Source organism: Dehalogenimonas sp. 4OHTPN (assembly GCF_040448695.1).
Lineage (GTDB): Bacteria > Chloroflexota > Dehalococcoidia > Dehalococcoidales > Dehalococcoidaceae > Dehalogenimonas.
Genome location: NZ_CP159307.1, coordinates 701,181 through 721,193, shown reverse-complemented (window position 1 = coordinate 721,193; position 20,013 = coordinate 701,181). Strand labels below are relative to the sequence as shown.

Genomic DNA, 20,013 nt, shown 5'->3' with positions numbered 1-20,013 from the left:
ATAGACCTCGAGGCTCGCCAAACAGATAAACTGCGCAATCCAGGTCAAGCTCTGCCACGCGCCTGGATGCTATACTGACTGCCGAAGTAGTTATGGAGAACCGAGAAAAGGTACTAGCTGTCCGGCGGATGCAGCAGTTCATGGAGCGGCGACTGCAGGAGCCGATTACGCTGTATCAACTGGCTCAGGCGGCTGGTTACTCTCCGTTTTATTCGGCAAGGATTTTCAAGGAGGTGACCGGCAAGACGGCGTTCGAATACATCCGGGCGATGCGCCTGTCGGCGGCCGCCGCCAAGCTAGCTGGCGGTGACTGCAAGGTAATAGACGTCGCCTTTGATTTCGTATTCGAATCGCATGAAGGTTTTACCCGGGCTTTCTCAAAGGAGTTCGGCGTGGCGCCGAGCGAGTTCCGCCGGCGAAAGACGCCGCTGAGACTGTTCTTGCCCTCTCGCGACTCCAACTACTATCTCAACAGACAAAAAGGAGAACCTGACATGGGAAAGAGCAATTGTAATACCGTCTTCGTCCAGGTAATTGATCGGCCTGAACGCAAGTTGATACTGAAGCGCGGCACAAAGGCAACTCATTACTTTGAATACTGTGAAGAGGTAGGGTGTGAGGTTTGGGATACTCTCAGCAACATCAAAGACGCGCTATATGAGCCAATGGGGATGTGGCTGCCCGACAACCTGATCCTGCCCGGGACCTCCGTTTACGCTCAAGGCGTTGAAATGCCGAGTTCTTATCAGGGTCCTGTGCCTGATGGTTTTGAAATGATTTCCCTTCCGGCGTGTAAGATGATGGTATTTCAAGGGCCGCCGTATGATGATTCGAAGTTCGAGGACGCGATCAGTGATTTGTGGGAGGTAATGAAAACCTACGACCCAAGTATCTATGGCTTTGAATGGGCTGATAATGACGGTCCACGCTTCCAGCTTGAGCCGATGGGCTACCGGGGCTACATCGAAGCCAGACCTGTCAGGCAGTTGAATCCGAAGCCGGGGTCGTGACTAATTTTGTTTGACAGAATAAGGATCAGAATTGATAGCACACCCGAGGGGCTTCATCAGCCCCTCGGGTGTTGTTTGTGCTATTTTTTAGAGCTAAGCTTCTCCACCGGGAACATGATTTTGGTCAATAGCAGGTGCTCAGGGTACTCCGGCCCGTTGAAGTAACACTCATAGGCTGTACCCAGAGCGTTGTACCCATTGTTCTGTATCCAGCTGGCCATTTCGTCATACGTAGTCTTCAACTCACTATAAGGACCCTGGTACATACACCATACTACAAGCCCGGGTGGAATGACCGCTGTTTTGATATCGCCGTTATCGGGTAGAGGTTTCGCTACGGGGAATCCGATCTCAACGTCCAAGTCCTGCATGTCCATGTTGTGATAGGCCACGAACGGGATATCTGACATCAATTGATGGTTTTCACCCAGGTAGGCGGCAATTTTGCCGTAGCATTCACCGATCAATTGAGGCAAATCCTGAACCCTGGTCCTTTTACGAATAACCAGGGTATCTATCTCTTTTTGCTGAAAAACCATGATGTCGGTGATCCGCGGCATGGGATACCTCCTTTAAATTCGGAGTTGTTGCCTGAGCAATTATATCATCGTGCAAAAATGTGTATCGGTTAGCTGGTGTCCAAGTCTGTTTCAACTTAAGACCCGGTCTGATATTTTGTCGTATTAGAGACGAAAAAACCTGCTTGGTACAATAGCCGGTTTTGTTAGGACGGGGGAGAAACGGATAGACCGGGAATAACAAGATGTTCAATCTATGACGGTGAAAGTAGATTCCACAACTCTTCGTAAATCGATGAACAGAATAAGTTCAAATGTGCCAGGCAGCCAACCATTCGTGGGCATCATAACCACCGCCTGGGGAGTCCGGATGTTGTTGCCATCCTCGACCCAGCGATAGACCGTCGTTCCTTGATTGACACATTCCACCGTTACTTTTGTGCAACACAGATCGCCGGTCAGCCAAAAAGTACAATATATTGGTTTTTGACCGGATGGAAAGGCTTGATCGGAGAGCGGGATTTGTCCGGTCTCATAGGGAGTTTTATTGATTACCAGAAGATCGACATCGATACTGGCATCCGGACAGAAGGTTTCATCTGGAAGCGACATCAACTGATCATCTTCACCGCAGCCGCCAATCATCAGAGGGAGACTAATACAGATAACCGCCATCCATTTTCTTATTCTTAGCATATTCGAGTCTTGGGGAACAGCAGCGATATTCGACACATCGCTGCTGTTCTATCCTTTTTTCGCATCAATTAAGAGGCCGAACTGACTTTCCGGTTCCGCCGCCATACCAATTGGGCAGTGACACCAAAAAGGAGCAGCGCTATACCGCCGAAAATATATAATCCGTACAAGCCGGCGGTCGGTTCGAATTCATGGAGGGAACCGACGTAGTGAGTGATACCACCATACAGAGAAAGAAAAGCCAGAGCGGCGAGGACCCACTCAAACCATTTAACAGTTATGCCTCTCCTGATAACCCACATGGCGCCAACGCCGAATACTATGCCGAGTAACAATCCGAGCCACATATTTCCTGTACCTCCAGTTTTTTATCGCATGGTGTCGATGCCGTAGGTAGGCATCTTGCCGAAGCGCTCGTCAAAGTAATCCGCTTCCAGCTTATGACCATATTTGAAGGTTCGATCCATATCCGCGAAGAATTTATTGAATATGGTTGTATTGGCAGTCGTAGTTTTGACCAGTGTATGCAGCCAGGAAGCCTCCGGCATCTCATTGAACGGGCAGGTGCCCTGGCACATCGGACAATGAGGGCATTTCCCGATATCGGTGCGCCAGCCGAGAAATCCTTGCGCCTGATAAGGCAGAGGCTCTCCGAGTTCACCGTTATCATCGCCGTTTTCGGGATTTCGCCCGGTGGTCCAGGTTGGCTGGTTTCTCTGGATAACTTGCCCCGGGCAAGCTTCCGCGCAGATTTCACACGTCTTGCAGAATTCATAGATACCTGCATCAATCGGCCGGGTTGGCACCAAAGGCAGGTTGGTCCACATCTTGTAAGTGCTGCGGATTGTAGCCCCGAATTTTGGATGGAGAGCAACCTGGCCCATTCTGGCATGTTCAAGGAGACCATTTACAGTCGCTAAAGCCGTTCCAGACGTAATGGCGCTCATTCCTCCGGCTACACAATCGTAGCCAAGCGCCCTGATAAACTGCATCAACCGGATTTCGACAATACTCATCCTGGAATAGCAGTACCAGACTGCGGCATTTTCTCCGGCTCCGAGAGGATTATATTCCGGCCAAGCCCTCATGATGCCGCCCTGCTGAACTCGAGTCATATCGATGTTTTGCCTGAAGGTCCAGACGAATGACCACTTAAAACTTGTCGGAATAACTTTTCTAGTTACCTTACCTTTGGAATCGGTTTCAACGTATGGGTTATCCACATTCTCCCGGTCAATCTTGGCGCTTTCCATATCATAGGTGGTTGTCAAGCGCTCCAAATGGGGGTCATCCTCCATAACCCCAATATCGTCACACCCGAAAAACCTCGCGATGCCTCGCAACAGATTCATATTCTCTTTAGGAGTCCCTGTCCATTTAGGGTACCCTGTTTTTTCAGGTGTTTTTGTTGGGGTTTGCCCTAGAAAAGTCAGTTTTGGTACGAAAGAGTTTATTGCCTGTGAAGCCGAATCAAGCGCTTGGCGCCGGGGGTCTTTCCAATTGTATTTGGGATCGTAGCCCTCCTGCCATTCGGCATATTTTTTCGCCTGCTCGAGGCTGTAGGCATCAAAGAACCATTTACTTTCTTTTACGTTATAGTCTCTGGCATGGCGGCCGTCGACGCGCCATTTATGATCCCAATCGATCGGCACGGTGGGTTCAAAGTATTCTTTGTGCTTCACATACCATGGCAGGTTGGGAATATAACCATCACCGACTTCATATCCGTAGTAGTTGCCGTTGGACGACATGAGTTCATCAAGGTCTTGAAATACTGGAGACGTAAGCGCAGCGGCGCCTCCCAAGCCAGCACCTGTGAAACCCAGAGCCTTCATGAAATCACGCCGTGAAAGTGGAGAATGGAACCTGGACATTTCGGCCTCCTTTCGAATAACTGCGGTTAGTCATGAAACACTTAGGTCATCGAGCCTAGATTAGGCTTGATGACCTAAACACAATTCCCATCGCCGTTCCTTTCCGTCGGAGGCAGCCGGCCTTCAACGATCAACCTAAATTTAAGTACATTTTACTCTGACATAACAAATTGTCATCGTACCAAAGAATTAGTCACCATTGGACTTTATGCGTATTTTTTGGTCATACAGTCGTACTCTGCCAGAAACGCGTGGCGGCTTGGATTGAGTGAACGCTTCTGATCTGTCGGGAGTTCCTAAGTTTAAACAGCCATAGCGACTAAATAATTCTATCGGTAACTCGTAATCCCTCTGGCGATATTGATGATTAGCTTAATGAATCGGACCAAAACACCAACCCCAATGCCGACTGCTACCAGGATTAAAAATACTTTTACTCCGATTTCCGTCGCCTCGATGGCAACGGTATCCGAGAAGGTACTGAAATCAAACGGGAATATATTTATCAAGCTGACAATAGCGACGAGGGCGAAGACATCTATGAGAATCTTGATCGGCTCCCGGAGCAGGTATTTATCCCATACGATGGTGATGATATTTCCGAGTATGGCGGCGAATAACGCAGTATTTAGTACGGGCAGCCACAGGTGAAGATCCTGGTTGAAAATGGGATCCCTGATCCAGTTGGTAACCCCGTCTGAAGTTTGACCCTGGTAGGTTGCGATGTATTCGCTGTAGTAATTAAAAAGCACCAGGAGCACAGCGCTCCAACCGATAGACAAGCTTGAGCCTACCAGGCGGCCTGTCCTGCTGCCGGGAACATATCTCCCGGCGAGCTCGCCAGACGGGGCGCCGGTGCTGCCCGCCGCTTGAGTCTTATCCATCGAAGAGTAAGTAACCGGCGCTTTGATAAGTTGCCTTGACAGGCTGCTCACGAGGGGAACCTCGAATTCTTCATCTCTGTACGCTTTGACCATAAGCAATATCCACAGCACCAAAGCCAGAATAGAAACTGCGGCGGATAAAACTCCGCCTGAATTCGGTATCCAACCGAGTATCCACCCCATTATGGCAAGCGGGGCAAAGATCAGAATTGATTGGGTGGCGTGGAACCGGACCTTAACACTTTTTTGTTCAAGTATAATGAAGATGATACCGGTCACCCACACGCCAAGGTAGCACAGGAGAGCCGCGACATTTGGGGGAAGCCCGGTGCTGGTACTTTGGGAAGAACTCGTCTGGCCGCCGTTTGACCTGGCCTCCTGTTCGATTCTAGCTTTTTCTTCCTCGTAGATTGCTTTCCGTTGTTCCGGCGTAATATCCATAAGAGAGCGCTCCTCCTTCAAACGCATTGGTCAATGCAGGACTCTTAACTTTGAATATCAGAATACAATACAGTTTAAGTGCCTTCAATAGTAAAGGGCGGTCAGTAATGAGGGGGCATAAAAAAGGGAGCGGCTCTTTCGAGCCGCTCCTACTATTAACCTCGAAGAAGGAATTAGATGAACAAGGGCACCAGCACCAGGGTGATGGTGGACAGCAGTTTGATCAGGACGTGCAGCGACGGGCCGGCGGTGTCCTTCAACGGGTCGCCGACGGTGTCGCCGACGACAGCCGCGGCGTGGGCGAAGGTGCGCTTGCCCTGGACGACGCCCTTGTCGTCTTTGAGCTGCCCGTCTTCAATGTACTTCTTGGCATTGTCCCAGGCGCCGCCGGCGTTGTTCATGAAGGCGGCCAGCATGATGCCGCCGATGGTGCCGACCATGAGCATGGCGCCCACGGCCATGGCGGCGTCATAACCTTCGATGAGGTTGAAACCGACGCCCAACACCAGGGGAGCCAGTACCGGCAGCAGGCCGGGTTTGATCATTTCGCGCAGACCGGCCCGGGCGGTGATGTCTACGGCGCGGGCGTAATCCGGCTTGGCTTCAAAGGTCATGATCTTGGGATTCTCGCGGAACTGGCGGCGGACTTCCTCGATGATCAACTGTGCAGTGTTGCCGACAGCCTTGATAGCCCAGGAGCTGAAGAGGAAGACCAGCATCACCGCCAGCATGGCGCCGACGAAGACCTCTGGTTTGGCCAGGTCGATGACATCGAACGGAGTGCCGCGCAGGAACTCTACCTGGTCCATGTAAGCCTGGAACAGCAGGAAGGCGGCCAGGCCGGCGGAGACCAGGGCGTAGCCCTTGGTGAGCGCTTTGGTGGTGTTGCCGACAGCGTCCAGCCGGTCGGTAATCTTGCGGACCTGCGGCCCGGCGCCGGCCATTTCGTTGATGCCATTGGCGTTATCGGTGATGGGGCCGAAGGTATCCATGGCCAGGACGTAGGGGCAGGTCATCAGCATGCCCATGGTGGCCACGGCGGTGCCGAAGGCGCCGGCGCCTTCAACGCCGGACTGCTGGCCGAAGAAGTAGGCTACCAACAGTGAGATGCCGATGACCAGGGCGGTAGGCAGGGCGGTCTCGAAGCCGATGGCGATGCCGCCGACGATGTTGGTGGCGGAACCGGTGCGGGAAGCCTGGGCCAGGTCCTTGACCGGTTTATACTTGGTGTCGGTGTAGTACTGGGTGATATAGAGAATGGCAACCGAGGCGAGGATGCCGACGAGGCCGGCGGCAGCCAGCCAGAAGTTGTCAAGCATGATAGTCACGGTGATGACCATGCCGATGGCGGACAGGACGATGGACATCCAGTAGCCGCGGTTGAGGGCGGCCATGGGATCCTCTTCTTCTTTAGCCTTGACGATGAGCAGACCGATCATGGAGGCCACCAGACCGAAGGCGCGGACGACCAGCGGGAAGATGATCCAGGCGACATCGCCGGTGACGGCGTATACGGAAGCGCCCAGGATCATGGCGCCGATATTTTCGGCGGCGGTGGACTCGAACAGGTCAGCGCCGCGGCCGGCGCAGTCGCCGACGTTGTCGCCGACGAGATCGGCGATAACCGCGGCGTTGCGGGAGTCATCTTCAGGAATGCCGGCTTCAACTTTGCCGACGAGATCGGCACCCATGTCAGCGGCTTTGGTGTAGATACCGCCGCCGAGCTGGGCGAACAGGGCGACAAAGCTGGCGCCGAAGCCGAAGCCGACGATCAAATGAGGCGCGATTTCAGGCTCGGAATTGCCGCCGAAGGCAAAGAAGATGGCGGTGACACCGATTAAAGACAGGGTGGTGATCAGAAAGCCGGAGACGGCGCCGCCGCGCATGGCGACGTCGATAGCCTCACGCCAGGACCGCTGGGCGGCCGCGGCGCAGCGGACGTTGGATTTGACGGCGATGTACATGCCGGCGAAGCCGGAGATGCCAGAGCAGATAGCGCCAACAAGGAAAGCGACGCCGGTGCGCCACATAATGCCGGCCTGGCCGACATCACCCGGGGTGTTTTCCCCGGACAGCAGGCCGACGACAGCGCCGACAGCCACAGCGACAAATATGGAGAGAATACCGATGGTGCGGTACTGGCGGTTCAAGAACGCCCAGGCACCTTCGAAAATCATGTCCCCCACTTCTCTCATCTTGGGGGTTCCGGTGTCCTTGGCCAGGACAAAGCGGGCCAGGTAGACGATAAACAGGACTGTCACCAGCGAGATGACGGGCACAAGCCAGAAAATACCAGGCATAGTCCTCCTACTTCCCTCCTATTTTTTACAACTCGGGTACTCTATCATTTTAAGCGCTGATGATGCAAATCGGATTGAACGATAGTTCAATCCGATTTATTAAGGCGGTTGATACCTTATTAACAGGTTGTTTTATGCCGGCCGGGACAGGCCCTGACCCGCGGCCGTGAGGTCTATGCCGGGGGTGGCCAGATCCTCCACCGCTGCGATGCATTCGCGGCGCAACTGGCGTTCGTCAGTGGCTTTGAGATAGCTCTGGCAGTGGTCGCAGACTTCGGCCGCATGAGCCTGGTCGCCGCCGATGGTGAATGACCGGATGGAAGCCATCTCGGGATTTTCGCAGTGGGGGCACATATGCCGGGGGAAGGGCCATTCGGTGCGGCAGAGACCGCAGTAGAGCTTGCGGAAGCCTTTTTCCCCGTAATACACCCCGTATCTGGCCGGCGAGCCGCAGACCGGGCAAAAGCCGCGGTTCCAGGCGATCTCCTTATCCATGAGCATCTGCCGGTAGGGTTCCGACTGGTGTTCGTAGAAGGGCACCAGAAGGCTGTGCAGGAAATAGGCGATAGTTTCGGTATTGTAGCCGCTGCCTTCCGCCAGTTCAGCAAGGTCCAGCCGTCCCGCCAGCAGGTCTTCAGCAAGGGTATGCCAGTCATCGCCCGAAGATCCGGACAGGGCAAAAATCTTCTCGACCGGAAACGGCTGACCGGCGACGCGGCTGAAAGCGTCCGCCAGTTTGAGAGCCGCCGGGCGAAACACGGAAACCGGGATCGGCACGCTCTGGCCGGTCAAGGCAATCTGGCCTTCTTTGAGATTGTTCAAAGCGGCTTCGGAAAGCCGCGGAGTCGGCCCGAGTTGTTCTCGGGCCGACTCCTGGATTTCCATTATTTCTTTGTTGAGTCCGGTGTACCCTTCCGGGAAGGCTTTTTCGGCCTCGTAGCGCTGCAGTTCTGCGCGGCAGCGCTGGTAAAACGACGCACTCACTATGCAGTCACCACTTCAGGGTTGGCGCGGGCGACTGATTCAGGCAGTCCGGCCTTCTGTTCGGAGAACAGCGGCAGGTAGCGCGCCGCCAGCCGGAAGGCAAACATGGCGCCGAAGATGAGTCCCAGGGTGAAGATGAACTCCCACACCGTCGGGAAGTAGCTGCCGAAGCGCGCCGGCGCATGGGAGATGACCAGGGTGTTCACCCGGTTTAAAACCAGGCCCATGATGATCAGCGACGACGCCCAAAGCAAGCCGCTCCGGGACTCCCGCACCTTCTTCATGGCGATCAGGATGATCGGCAGTACCATGCCCAGGCCGACCTCCACCAGGAACAGCGCCCCGAACTCGTCGAAGGCGAACTCCGAGAAGCCGCCGGAGGCCGCCGTATCGTAGAAGCGCAGGCCCAGGTAGAAGACCAGGATCCAGGCGGCGATGGCCATGACCTTGGGCAATAGGTCCATCCGCAGCGTCAGTTTCCAGCTCTTGGCCATGATGACCGAGAAGAAGGTCAGCACCGACAAGCCCAGCGACATGGCCGAGATGACGAAGAGATAGCCCATCAGCGGCAGATGCCACAGCCCGTGCTGGTCAGGCGTGATCAGGAACAGGGCGCCCAGGCTCGACTGGTGCAGGAAGGACAGAAGGATGCCGAAGATGACCAGGGGGACGACCAGCGCGTGTTGCACCGATGCGGCCTTCACCCAGCCGAAGCGGGCGAAAAGGTTGGGCGAGAACTCCAGGTAAAGCACCGTCAGGTACATCATGACGCACCAAGCCACCTCGAACATGATCGAGCCGGGCTGCCACATCCACAGCGGGTGGATGATCAAGGGGCTGCGGCCCAGGTCGATGGCGATGCCTAAGGCGCCGATGGTGTAGCCCAGGGTGGCGATCAGGATGGCCGGCTTGACCAGCGGCCGGAAGGCTTCCACCTTGAAGATGTAGACGATGGCCGCCAGGACGAAGCCGCCGGCCGCCGAGGCGATGTAAACGCCGACGTCGAAGGCGACCCACAGGCCCCACGGCCAGTTGTCTGACAGGTTGGTCACCGCCCCCAGGCCCCAGATCAGCTTGGCGACAGCCACGCCGATGGCGCCCAGCAGGAACAGGAACTGGACGACGCCCCAGAAGCTAAAGAGGGGTACGTTTCGGTTGGTCATTAGTGTGATCCTCCTTTAGCAGCTGTCTCGCCCTTGCCCTTCATCCTCATGGTGCGGAAGGCGTAGGTGCCGACCAGGAAAGCGCCCAGCGCGGCGATCTCATACGGGATCTTGGACAGGAATTCCCAGGTGAACTCGGGATAAGACTCGGTCTCGACCTCGGGGAAGCCCAGTTCCTGAGGGCTGACAGCGCCCAGGAACAGCACCTGGGTGCCGCCGGCCTCGTTTTCGCCGTAGATGTGGTTGAAGTATTTGTCGGGAGAGCGGGCAATGCGGCCTTTGGCGATTTCCAGAAGCGCGTCCCGTTCGCCGAACATGATGGCGCTCGGCGGGCAGGTGGTGGAGCAGGCCGGCTCTTCGGTCGGCTGCTTGGAGGTCTGCCGGTCCCAGCACATGGTACACTTGGCGATTTTGGGCCAGGGATCAGTTTTGCCTTCATCGGTAAACCAGGTGTATTTGGGGATGTCGAAGGGGCAGGCGTTCTGGCAGTAGCGGCAGCCGATGCACTTGCCTTCCTCCCAGACGACTGGACCGAAATCCAGCTTCTGGAGGGCGCCGACCGGGCAGACCGAGGCGCAGGCGGGGTGCTCGCAGTGCATGCACCGCTTGGAGACGAAGTTCCAGGTCAGATTGCCGTTTTTCATCACCTCGAAGAATTCGACGTGAACGAAGTTATAGGCGTTGGTCTCAATGGGATTGGTCATGGTGGGGCTGAACTCGGTTTTGACCGCCGGGTTCAGGTTCCACTGCTTGCAGGCGCTCTGGCAGCCGCGGCAGCCGGTGCACCGAACGGTATCAATGAGCAGTCCTTTAGCCATCGTTACATCCCCCTCTTCAACGGCAGAGGTTCAATAGGCACGGCGCGGTGCCCCAGTTTCAACATCTCTGCGGTCTTATCGGTCTTTTCGATCTTCACCAGGAAGGCCTTGGATTCAGGGATGGTGGTATTGGCGTCGCCGGCGTTGGGCGACAGCACGTTGGCGCTGGCGCCTGTGCCGAGACCGGCCCAGCCCCAGTGCCAAGGGATGGCGACCTGATGAATGGTCTTGCCGCCGAGGTTGAAGGCCTGGACGCGTTTGGTCACCATAGCCGGGAGTTCGACGCTGCCACGGGCGGAGCTTACCTTGACGATATCGCCGGCGACGATGCCTTTTTCAGCCGCCAGGGCTTCACTGATCTCGACGTACGGCGACGGGACCATTTCCACCAGCCAGGGCAGGTTGCGCGACATGGCGCCGGCCTGCCAGTGCTCGACGACGCGGAAGGTGGTGCAGGCGATGGGGAATTCCGCGGCCGAACCCTTGACATCCAGACCGCCTTCCCAGATCTTGAACACGGGATTGTCCTGCTGCTTGCTCATGGAATTTTGCACCGGGCTTTCCCAGGGCTCGTAGTGCTCCGGGAATGGGCCGTCGGTAAGGCCGGGGCCGAAGATGCTGGCGACGCCCTCAGCCTGCATTATGAATGGCAGCCAGCCGCCCTGATTCAACGGGCCTGAGCCGCCGTCGATGATATCGCCTTCCCAGGCTTTGGTAGTGTCGTTCCATTTGACCACCGGTTTGTCCGGATTGAAAGGCTTGCCGTCCAGATCAACCGAGGCGCGGTTGTAGATGATGCGCCGGTTGAGCGGCCAGGACCAGGCGTATTTGGCGTTCAGGCCGATATTGAACGGCCCGTCATCGAGGTCGCGGCGGGCGGACAGGTTGCCGGTTTCGTTGTAGGAGCCGGAATAGATCCAGTTGCCGCAAGAGGTAGTTCCATCGGTGAGAAGCAGGGTGAAGTTGCCGATAAGCTTGCCGGTCTTCAAGTCATAGCCGTTGTCTTCTTTGGCGACCTGATGCGGATCAACATGGGTACCGTAATTCCAGGCCAGCTTGGTGATGGCATCGGCGTTGGGGCCACCCTCAGCGTTATAGAGTTCTCGCAGCTTGAGCATGAGCTTATTGATCATGTCCAGATCAGGCATGGCCTCACCCGGAGGTTCGACGGCCTTGTAGCGCCACTGCATCCAGCGGCTAGAATTGGCAACCGAACCTTCTTTCTCGAAGGAAGCGGCAGCCGGCAGCAGGAAGACCTCGGTCTTGATGTTGGCCGGATTGGCACCGGGTCTCTTCCAGAAGTTGGCGCTCTCGTTCTCCCAGAGATCAGCGGCAATGACCCAGTCCAGCTTTTCCATACCACCGACGATTTGCTGTTGGTTAGGGCCGCTGACGACGGGATTTTGGCCCCAGATCATCAGGCCTTTGATCTTACCTTCATACATGTTTTTGAAAAGGGGAATGAAGGAATGGTTGGCGCCAGTATCCATCTTGGGCAGCCAGTTGAAGCCGAAGTCGTTGGCAACAGTGCCGTTGTCGCCGTACCAGGTCTTCAGCAGGCTGGCGATGTACTTGGGGCGGTTGCTCCACCAGTTGAGGCTGCGGGGTTCGCGTTTGACGACCGCCGTCCGCGTATTGTAGGCAGCCAAGGTAGTGTCAGTTTCAGTCGGCGCCGGAAGGTATCCCGGCAGCAGGTGGAAGAGAATGCCCCAGTCAGTAGCGCCCTGAACATTCGATTCGCCGCGGAGGGCGTTGATGCCGCCACCGGCTAAGCCGACATTGGCAAGAAGCAGCTGCAGGATGCAGTAGGTGCGGATGAGCTGGGTGCCGTAGGTGTGCTGGGTAGCGCCCATAGCGTACATGATGGTCATAGCTTTATTGGGAGCGCCGGTTGCAGCCACCAGCTTGGCTATCTCCTGGAGCTTGTCCACCGGAATCCCGGACACTTCATTCGCTTTGGCGAAAGTGTAGCGCGAGTAGTGTTTTTTGAGCAGCTGGAAGACGCTGTTCGGGTTCTTGAGGGTTTTGTCTTTGATGGGGACGCCCGCGCTGTCTAGCTGATAGCTCCAGGTTGTCTTGGAGTAGCTGCGGGTTTCGGCGTTGTAGCCGCTGAAGAGGCCGTCCAGGTCAGCCGGTCCTTTGAAATCCGGGTTGATCAGCGTCGGGGCGTTGGTGTATTCGGTAAGGTACGTCATGTTGTATTTGGCAGGGTTGGCTTCAATATCGTTGACGACGTAGTTGATAATAGCGCCCACGACGGCGATGTCAGTTCCAGAACGGATGGGGGCGTACATATCAGCCTTGGCCGCTGACCTTGTGAAGCGGGGATCTAAGACCACTATTTTACCCCCGTTGGTCTGGGCTCTGAGGATATGGGTGTAGGAAGCGGGGTGATTCTCGGCGGGATTGGCGCCGATAATGAGGACCAGGTTCGCATTAGCCACATCGGTCCAGTGGTTGGTCATGGCACCGCGTCCGAACGATTCCGCCAAACTGGCGACAGTTGAGGAATGTCAGAGGCGCGCCTGTGTCTCTAAATACACCATGCCGAGGCTGCGCAGCATTTTTACCAAAAGCTGGCACTCTTCATTGTCCAGACAGGAACCGCCAACCATGGCCATGGCTTCGACGCGGCGGACGGTATTGCCCTTGGCGTTCTTCTCTATCCAGTTGGCATCGCGGGTGGCCTTGATGCGCTTGGCCATCTCGGTGATGGCCCAGTCCCAGTCTTTCTCTTCCCAGTCGGAAGCGCCGGGCGCCCGGTATCTCACTTTCTGAAGACGCCGGGTGTTGTTGTGAATCTGGGCGATGGCCGCACCTTTGCTGCAGGCGCCGCCCTGGTTCACCGGGTGATTGGGGTCGCCCTCGACATTGACGAGCCTGCCCTGAGCGTCGGTGCGACAGATGAAACCGCAGCCCGAAGCATCGTAGGGACAGATGGTGTAGGTTTCCTTGGTCCAGCGGGGGCGGTCATCCACCGGCAGCGCTGAGTCGGCACCCAGCGGACCCCGGAAGAGCCCGGCTGTAGCGAAGAGTCCGGCGACTCCGCCGCTGGCCTTGAGGAAGTCCCTCCTACTGACTTGAGACTTCATGCTCCCTCCTTTATTTTGTTCGCCTTTGAGACCTTTGTAATTCAGGCTGCACTCAGGAATCGGCTTCCGGAATGCAACTTATTGGACATGGTGAGACAGTGTATCAGAAGTACTAGTCCCACTGTCCGAATATCATAGCACCAAGGCGATACTTGTGTAAACTGGCCCGTGATCAGCCAAACAGGCAATAATACGTTAGGACAAAGCGGTAAATAATGATAGTTTGACAACTTTGGACATTGTTATTTGTTACTCGGACCGAAAAGCCGATAAATTCTCTCGGAATCTAATGACTTTCGGAAACGCATGCCGACCAAAGTATTAGTACCTGTTATGCGGAGCGGGCTTGCGGCACTAAACGCCCGCTGACCTGGGCGGCCGCCGCCCACGCTTGAACAGCTTGAGTAAATCCCGGAACCACAACGGAGGCGGCTTGACCGCGGACCGCCCCAGCATGGCTTTTTCAGCGCCATCCGGTCGATAGCCTGTCCCCTGGGCGACAGCCGGCAGCCCGTAGCCTTTGAGACCCCACAGGACCTGAACGCCCAGTTTTTCCGGCGGGATTTCGTCTTCCTCAATCAGATAATACAGTTCAACCCGTTTTTTATCCGGCATCAGGGTAAAAAACTCGCCCCGGTCCGGCCGCGAGCCGAAACGCCTCAATACCGCCATCGGCGGCAGTTCGGCGATACCGACGCTGTTGGTCAGTTTACCGGCATCCATCTTGAGCTGCTGCGGCGACTGGCGCATACGGTAAACTGCATTTTTAAGGTAGCAAAAATCATACAGGGAATCGGCGTCGAGGGTTACCAGCCGCAGTTCCGGCCGCTCTTCGGCGATTCCGGTAACGGCCACGGCCAAATAAGGAGCTCCCAGTTCCGACGGCGACTCGAGAACGTTGACCACCCTCCGCCACACCGCCGCCGGCAGGATCACGCCGCAAATTTCACCCTGGTAGTTAACCGCCCAATACATCACCCTGTTCAGGGAGTCCGGGCACAGCGCGCCCCCCCACAGAAGCAGGAAAGTGGTCGCTTCGTTCTTCACCATTATATTCTAGAGGCAGCGTCCAGCCAGCGTCAAAAGAGCGGTCATCCACCGATGGCAGCGGTTCGATTCCTAGGCTGCCGATTGACGGCGCCGGCCGCTTGCTTCAGAATGACGCCGTGGGATATCTCAGGGTTATCGCCGGGGAGTGCAAAGGCCGGCCGCTTAAGGTACCGGAGCGGCGGGCGACCCGCCCGGCTACCGAACTGGTCAGGGGCGCCATTTTCTCGATGCTGGCCAACCTCACCGAAAACTGGGACGAGGTTTTGGATCTGTTCTCCGGCTCGGGGTCGCTGGGCATCGAGGCGCTGTCCCGAGGCGCCGGACACGCCGACTTCGTGGAACAGGAAAGGGCTTGCTGCGATATTCTGCTGAACAACCTGGAGCAATGCGGCCTGGCAGACCGCGCCAGAGTCCACTGCCTGCCGGTGGAGCGCGCCATCAGTTTCCTGGACAAGACTTACGACATTATTTTGATGGACCCGCCCTACCGCCGGGAAGATATCGGCCTTTTCCTGGGCAGGCTGGCCGGGACCAGGCTCATCGGCGACTCCACCTGGCTGGTCATCACCCATTCGCCGCGGGTGACCCTCGACGAACGTTACGGCCAAGTCGTATTATATAAAGAAAGACGCCACGGCGACAGCGTCATCGCCATATACCGCAAGGAGACATCATGAAAACGGCGCTTTATCCCGGTTCGTTCGATCCGTTCACCTGGGGCCATATCGACATTATCAGGCGATCGGCGCGGCTGTTTGACCGGGTCATTGTAGGCGTTTACGATACGCCGGACAAGAAACTCATGTTCACCACCGAGGAGCGGGTGGCGATGGGACAGGAGGCGGTCCGGGATCTTGGCAATGTTATAGTAAAGCCTTTCTCCGGGCTGATGGTGGAGTTCGCCCGCCGCGAAAAGGTGAACACGGTGGTGCGCGGCCTCAGGGTCAACAACGATTTCGAGCTTGAGTTCGATATGGCGATGATCAACCGCAAACTGGCGCCGGAAATAGAGCTGGTGTGCCTGCTGGCCTCTCCGGAATTCCAGTTCCTTTCTTCCAGCATCATGAAAGAAGTAGCCCGGCTGGGCGGTGACTTCGGCGATCTGGTGCCGCCGTTCGTAGCCGAGGCGGTGCGCGCCAAGGTCAGGTGAAAGGCCGTTTTACCGGATAATCCGTTTTGGGTATAATGGTGGTTATTCAACCCGGGGAGGACAAGACAGAAACATGGCTTTCAAGATTACCGATGAGTGCATCAGCTGCGGAGCCTGCGAACCGGAGTGCCCTAATTCAGCCATCACCGAGGGGGAGACGATCTACATCATCGATCCCGCCAAGTGCACCGAATGCGTCGGCTCGTTTTCGACCAAACAGTGCGCCGAGATCTGCCCTGTCGACTGCTGCGTGCCAGACGAAGCCAACGCGGAAAACCATGACGAACTGCTGGCCAAGTGGCGCCGGCTCCATCCCGGCGAAGAACCCAAGGTCAAATAGAGCCTGCTTTTAAGCCGTAAAAGGGCGACCCGCTGGCGGGTCGCCCTTTTGTTGGGGTTTATCCCGGCGCCAGCCAGTATGTTATAATACTCGCCTGCATGGGGCTGTAGCTCAGCTGGGAGAGCATTGCGTTCGCATCGCAAGGGTCAGGGGTTCGAATCCCCTCAGCTCCACCAAAGGGGACGATACCTAGAACTATGAGACGATCCAAACTGGAGAAACCCGGTAGAGTCTTTTCAATAACTTTTTCATGGTAATTGGTATCCAGAAGCAACGACGGGCAAGTGAAAGAAAAAGGTGCTGCCTTTTCCGATTTCGCTGTTCACCCAAACACGTCCCCCATGCGCCTCGACAAGTTGTTTGACTATAGCTAGCCCCAAACCCGAGCCTCCAGTACTTCGGGCGCGGGAACGGTCAACCCGATAGAAGCGTTCAAACAGGTGTACCAGATCTTCTGGGGGAATGCCCAGACCAGTGTCCGCCACAGAGATCGTCAACCCATCGAAGTCCGGCATTAGCTTAACCGTTACACGGCCTCCGTCTGGTGTGTAATGCAAAGCGTTGGCCAAGAGATTCCTCAAAACTTGTTCAATACGGGCAGGATCGATAATAATATCAGTCCCAATATCTGGAGCTTCAAGCGCTACACCGATGCCCTTTGAATCGAATTGAGTCTGCATCCCTTGAACGATTTTAGATGAAAACGCCTTCATATCAGTCAATTCTTTATGCATTTTGAGCTGCCCGCTTTCCGCAAGGCTCAGTGTACGCAAGTCCTCGATGAGCCGGGCAAGGGTAACCGTCTCCTGGTGAAGTGACTCAAGGTTCTCAGGATTCGTTCCCAGGATTCCATCCTGCATTGCTTCGATATTTGCTCGTAGAACCGAAAGCGGAGTGCGCAATTCATGCGCAATGTCGGCAATCATGTTTTGGCGAAGGTCCTGATCATGTTTTAACGTCCGTGCCATCGAGTTGAAGGATTCGCCAAGGTCTGTCAATTCACTGGAACCGCGGACGTTCACTCGCTGGGATAAATCACCACCGGCCACTCGCCTGGCGGCTACAGTTACTTCACCCAGAGGCGCAACGATATTGCGAGTAAAAACTCCACCCAAGACTATTGCTATGAGAACACCCAGGCCCCCCGCCACCCAGAGAGTGCGCCCCAGGTTGTCAGTGAAATCGACTGCGGGCTGGGAGTTCATGCCTCCCATCATTTCCCAGGACAGACCCCCCATCCATCCACCCATGATCCGCTGCATATCTTCAATGCTTGCGGCATATGCGCTGGTAGTCCCCTGATAAACAGAAAATGCTACGATCGCAATACCCGCAATCACTGCTAAAAGAAACGCAGCTGTCAGTCGTATCGATAACCGATTAAACAATCCGTTTCTTCTACCCATCTTCCGGCTCCTGTAATTTGTAACCGACTCCATGGACTGTCGTAATCACACACCCTCGTTCGGAATTCATTTCTGCCAGCTTACGGCGGAGGTTCTTAACATGAACGTCGATGGTGCGTTCGTAACCCTCATAGTTTTCGCCAAGTGTATCCAGTAAGCGAGTCCGGGAGAGGACTCGGCCCGGATTTCTCATCAAAGCGGCAAGGATACGGAACTCGGTCGGTGTAAGAGTAAGAGGCGCATCGTGGCAGGTAGCTTCGAAGCGCTCCTCATCTATAATTAGATCACCCAGAGTCAGACGTGCAGGCGTTGTTGCTGCCGCGGAGGGACGGGCACGGCGCAACACCACCTTTACCCGGGCAACAAGTTCCCTGGGGCTGAAAGGTTTGGTTACGTAATCATCCGCTCCGAGTTCAAGGCCGATCAGCTTATCGGCGTCTTCCTGGCGGGCGGTGAGCATGATGATAGGTACGTCTGATGATCGACGAATCTGCCGGCATACTTCCAGCCCATCCACTTCCGGGAGCATAAGATCAAGGATGATGAGGTCTGGCTTTTCACGATTGAATATTTCAATTGCTTTCCTTCCATTGTTGGCTTCAAGAGCTTCATAGCCCTCACGTTCGAGGTAGGCTCGGACGGTGTTCACGATCTTCGGTTCATCATCGACGACAAGGATTTTGCCCTTTGACATCTATTACCTCTACCGTTCGATAATATGTCAAGTTCGGGTTATTTGCAAAAAGGACGGGCGATGGAACTAGTTTCTCACCGCCCGTCGCCCTGGCTCGATTTTTGGGTTTACCAGCCTCCCATCATTCCACTCATGCCCCAGCCGGTGCCTCCGTTCCAAGGTTGGGCCGGGACCGCGTTGCCATTGGTTGTGTTGAAGGCATTGTTTCCCCAGCCACCCATCATACCTGGACCCATTATGCCCCAACCATGCCCAGCACCGATCCCCTCACCCAGATACCCGCCACAGTGACCGAGACCATTGTAGCCCCCTGCACTGGATAGGTTCTGTGAAAGAAGATTCCCAGCGTTTTGCCGGGCGGCATTTAGGATAGTTTGAGCTTGCTCCTGGGTGATGTAGCCGTATTTTACTTGCAATGCGACCTGCTCAGCGTACGGTGCGATGATCGCCTCTACCAAGGTCGCCGTCGGTATGTTCCTTTCCCCGGCTATAACCGCCAGGGTTTTACCGGCTTGCAACTGAGTGGTGAGGTCGGCAGGTGTTAGCCCCAGGATGCCGGCCACACGCGCCAGGGTCGGTGAATCGAGGCCGGCTGTATCGTAAGTATTAGATGCGCCAGACGTCCCGAACGGGTTATTTCCCGCCGATGCCAGTACCGGTACGCCAATGGCGAGTAGCCCCACGGCAACAACAACGATGCCGACCAGCCATTTCTTGGGTAAAGTTTTCATGGATGACTCCTTCCTGTTTGTTATACTACTATGATACCAGACCTATATGAAGAATCCGTGAAGATACCAGTAATGTATGAAGAAGATTGATGTTGTTTTCCTGAAGCGTTGCCGGGATGCCCCCTATTTATGGAATGGTGGCTAGTATTTGCGGGTCGATATCCCCATCGTATGTCTTCTTCACATATCATTGGTGGCAGAAGTTTTTGAAATAGCTATCGTTGAACGATGTTTTCAACTGAGACCTTGTATCAAGACCTTTACCCCGATTCCTATAAGCACCAGGCCGCCGATAAGTTCCGCCCGCTTGCCGAAGACATGCCCGAGCCGCCTGCCGAGCATAAACCCGATCACAGTCGCCGTAAAGGCTGTCAACCCTACGAGGATGCTCGCTCCCAGGATAGCCACCTCGACGAAGGCGAAGGTCAAACCGGCTGCTAAAGAATCGATGCTGGTGGCCACCGAAAGGCCGAGGAGCATCTTGCCACGCGAAATATCAACCGTGTCGCGCTTCTTCTCGAGCGACTTTTTAATCATTCTCACGCCAATTAAAGCCAGGAGAGCGAAAGCCACCCAATGATCGATACTATCGATCAGGTTTGTCACCGTTCTCCCGGCCAAATACCCGGCGAGGATCATGGCGAATTGGAAAAAACCGAAATAGGCGGCAACCTTAATTTGTTTAGCCCGGTCGAGTGCGGCACCCATTCTGACGCTTCCACCAACCGACACGGCAAAACTGTCGGCGGACAGGCCGAGCGCGATAAGGAATATGGCAAAAAAATCCACGTCGCAACCAGTGTAACAAAGTTGCTTGATGAAGGCCTAAAGGAATTCGACCTCCCGGTGTCCAAACCTAAAG

The 20,013-nt window shown here is 55.5% G+C and carries 19 protein-coding genes and 1 tRNA gene; 5 read left to right on the top strand and 15 right to left on the bottom strand.

Annotation, left to right across the window (positions count from 1 at the left end; translation table 11 throughout):
- The first annotated feature begins 92 nt into the window (after positions 1-92).
- On the top strand, positions 93-1,010 hold the full coding sequence (locus ABV300_RS03915; protein WP_353715221.1) for an AraC family transcriptional regulator: 918 nt from the start codon (positions 93-95) through the stop codon (positions 1,008-1,010).
- Positions 1,011-1,090: 80 nt separating this feature from the next.
- On the opposite strand, the gene ABV300_RS03910 is transcribed toward ABV300_RS03915, so the two are convergent.
- From ABV300_RS03910 to ABV300_RS03860, 11 genes are all read right to left on the bottom strand, one after another.
- Positions 1,091-1,570 (bottom strand): GyrI-like domain-containing protein, encoded by a 480-nt coding sequence (locus ABV300_RS03910; RefSeq protein WP_353715220.1) that lies wholly within the window; start codon positions 1,568-1,570, stop codon positions 1,091-1,093.
- Between the two features lie 207 nt (positions 1,571-1,777).
- A complete protein-coding gene (locus tag ABV300_RS03905; RefSeq protein WP_353715219.1) occupies positions 1,778-2,260 on the bottom strand; it encodes a hypothetical protein in 483 nt (160 codons plus the stop codon).
- 32 nt (positions 2,261-2,292) lie between these two features.
- Complete coding sequence (locus tag ABV300_RS03900) at positions 2,293-2,571, bottom strand: dehalogenase (protein ID WP_353715218.1); 279 nt, start codon at positions 2,569-2,571, stop codon at positions 2,293-2,295.
- Positions 2,572-2,592: 21 nt separating this feature from the next.
- Positions 2,593-4,098, bottom strand: a complete 1,506-nt coding sequence (locus ABV300_RS03895) for a reductive dehalogenase (protein ID WP_353715217.1) — start codon at positions 4,096-4,098, stop codon at positions 2,593-2,595.
- A 329-nt stretch (positions 4,099-4,427) separates the two neighbouring features.
- Positions 4,428-5,423 carry a hypothetical protein gene (locus ABV300_RS03890; protein WP_353715216.1) on the bottom strand — a complete coding sequence of 332 codons (996 nt, stop codon included), beginning with the start codon at positions 5,421-5,423 and terminating at the stop codon, positions 4,428-4,430.
- Between the two features lie 173 nt (positions 5,424-5,596).
- Positions 5,597-7,723 carry a sodium-translocating pyrophosphatase gene (locus ABV300_RS03885; protein WP_353715215.1) on the bottom strand — a complete coding sequence of 709 codons (2,127 nt, stop codon included), beginning with the start codon at positions 7,721-7,723 and terminating at the stop codon, positions 5,597-5,599.
- A gap of 132 nt (positions 7,724-7,855) precedes the next feature.
- A complete protein-coding gene (locus tag ABV300_RS03880) occupies positions 7,856-8,707 on the bottom strand; it encodes a formate dehydrogenase accessory protein FdhE (RefSeq protein WP_353715214.1) in 852 nt (283 codons plus the stop codon).
- Positions 8,707-9,870: an NrfD/PsrC family molybdoenzyme membrane anchor subunit gene (gene nrfD, locus ABV300_RS03875; RefSeq protein ID WP_353714531.1), complete on the bottom strand. Its 1,164-nt coding sequence runs from the start codon at positions 9,868-9,870 to the stop codon at positions 8,707-8,709. Before nrfD ends, ABV300_RS03880 begins: the two co-directional genes overlap by 1 nt.
- A complete protein-coding gene (locus ABV300_RS03870; RefSeq protein WP_353715213.1) occupies positions 9,870-10,688 on the bottom strand; it encodes a 4Fe-4S dicluster domain-containing protein in 819 nt (272 codons plus the stop codon). Before ABV300_RS03870 ends, nrfD begins: the two co-directional genes overlap by 1 nt.
- Positions 10,689-10,690: 2 nt before the next feature.
- Entirely contained in the window at positions 10,691-13,780 is a 3,090-nt protein-coding gene (fdnG, locus tag ABV300_RS03865; RefSeq protein WP_353715212.1) for a formate dehydrogenase-N subunit alpha, read from the bottom strand.
- Positions 13,781-14,134: 354 nt separating this feature from the next.
- Positions 14,135-14,830 carry a hypothetical protein gene (locus ABV300_RS03860; RefSeq protein WP_353715211.1) on the bottom strand — a complete coding sequence of 232 codons (696 nt, stop codon included), beginning with the start codon at positions 14,828-14,830 and terminating at the stop codon, positions 14,135-14,137.
- A 98-nt stretch (positions 14,831-14,928) separates the two neighbouring features.
- On the opposite strand from ABV300_RS03860, the gene rsmD reads away from it, so the two are divergent.
- The 4 genes from rsmD to ABV300_RS03840 all read left to right on the top strand — a co-directional run bounded on the left by rsmD (position 14,929) and on the right by ABV300_RS03840 (position 16,496).
- Complete coding sequence (rsmD, locus tag ABV300_RS03855) at positions 14,929-15,507, top strand: 16S rRNA (guanine(966)-N(2))-methyltransferase RsmD (protein ID WP_353715210.1); 579 nt, start codon at positions 14,929-14,931, stop codon at positions 15,505-15,507.
- The gene (gene coaD, locus ABV300_RS03850) at positions 15,504-15,980 is read left to right on the top strand and encodes a pantetheine-phosphate adenylyltransferase (RefSeq protein WP_353715209.1); all 477 of its coding nucleotides are present in this window, start codon (positions 15,504-15,506) and stop codon (positions 15,978-15,980) included. Before rsmD ends, coaD begins: the two co-directional genes overlap by 4 nt.
- A 73-nt stretch (positions 15,981-16,053) precedes the next feature.
- Positions 16,054-16,320, top strand: coding sequence for a YfhL family 4Fe-4S dicluster ferredoxin (locus ABV300_RS03845; protein WP_058439965.1), 267 nt, complete (start codon positions 16,054-16,056; stop codon positions 16,318-16,320).
- A gap of 100 nt (positions 16,321-16,420) precedes the next feature.
- Positions 16,421-16,496, top strand: a tRNA-Ala gene (locus tag ABV300_RS03840).
- Between the two features lie 72 nt (positions 16,497-16,568).
- On the opposite strand, the gene ABV300_RS03835 is transcribed toward ABV300_RS03840, so the two are convergent.
- The 4 genes from ABV300_RS03835 to ABV300_RS03820 form a co-directional block, all read right to left on the bottom strand.
- Entirely contained in the window at positions 16,569-17,726 is a 1,158-nt protein-coding gene (locus tag ABV300_RS03835; RefSeq protein WP_353715208.1) for an ATP-binding protein, read from the bottom strand.
- Entirely contained in the window at positions 17,719-18,420 is a 702-nt protein-coding gene (locus ABV300_RS03830) for a response regulator transcription factor (RefSeq protein ID WP_353715207.1), read from the bottom strand. Before ABV300_RS03830 ends, ABV300_RS03835 begins: the two co-directional genes overlap by 8 nt.
- A gap of 107 nt (positions 18,421-18,527) precedes the next feature.
- Positions 18,528-19,151, bottom strand: coding sequence for a hypothetical protein (locus tag ABV300_RS03825; RefSeq protein WP_353715206.1), 624 nt, complete (start codon positions 19,149-19,151; stop codon positions 18,528-18,530).
- A 234-nt stretch (positions 19,152-19,385) separates the two neighbouring features.
- Positions 19,386-19,940, bottom strand: coding sequence for a manganese efflux pump MntP family protein (locus ABV300_RS03820; RefSeq protein ID WP_353715205.1), 555 nt, complete (start codon positions 19,938-19,940; stop codon positions 19,386-19,388).
- Positions 19,941-20,013 lie beyond the last annotated feature (73 nt).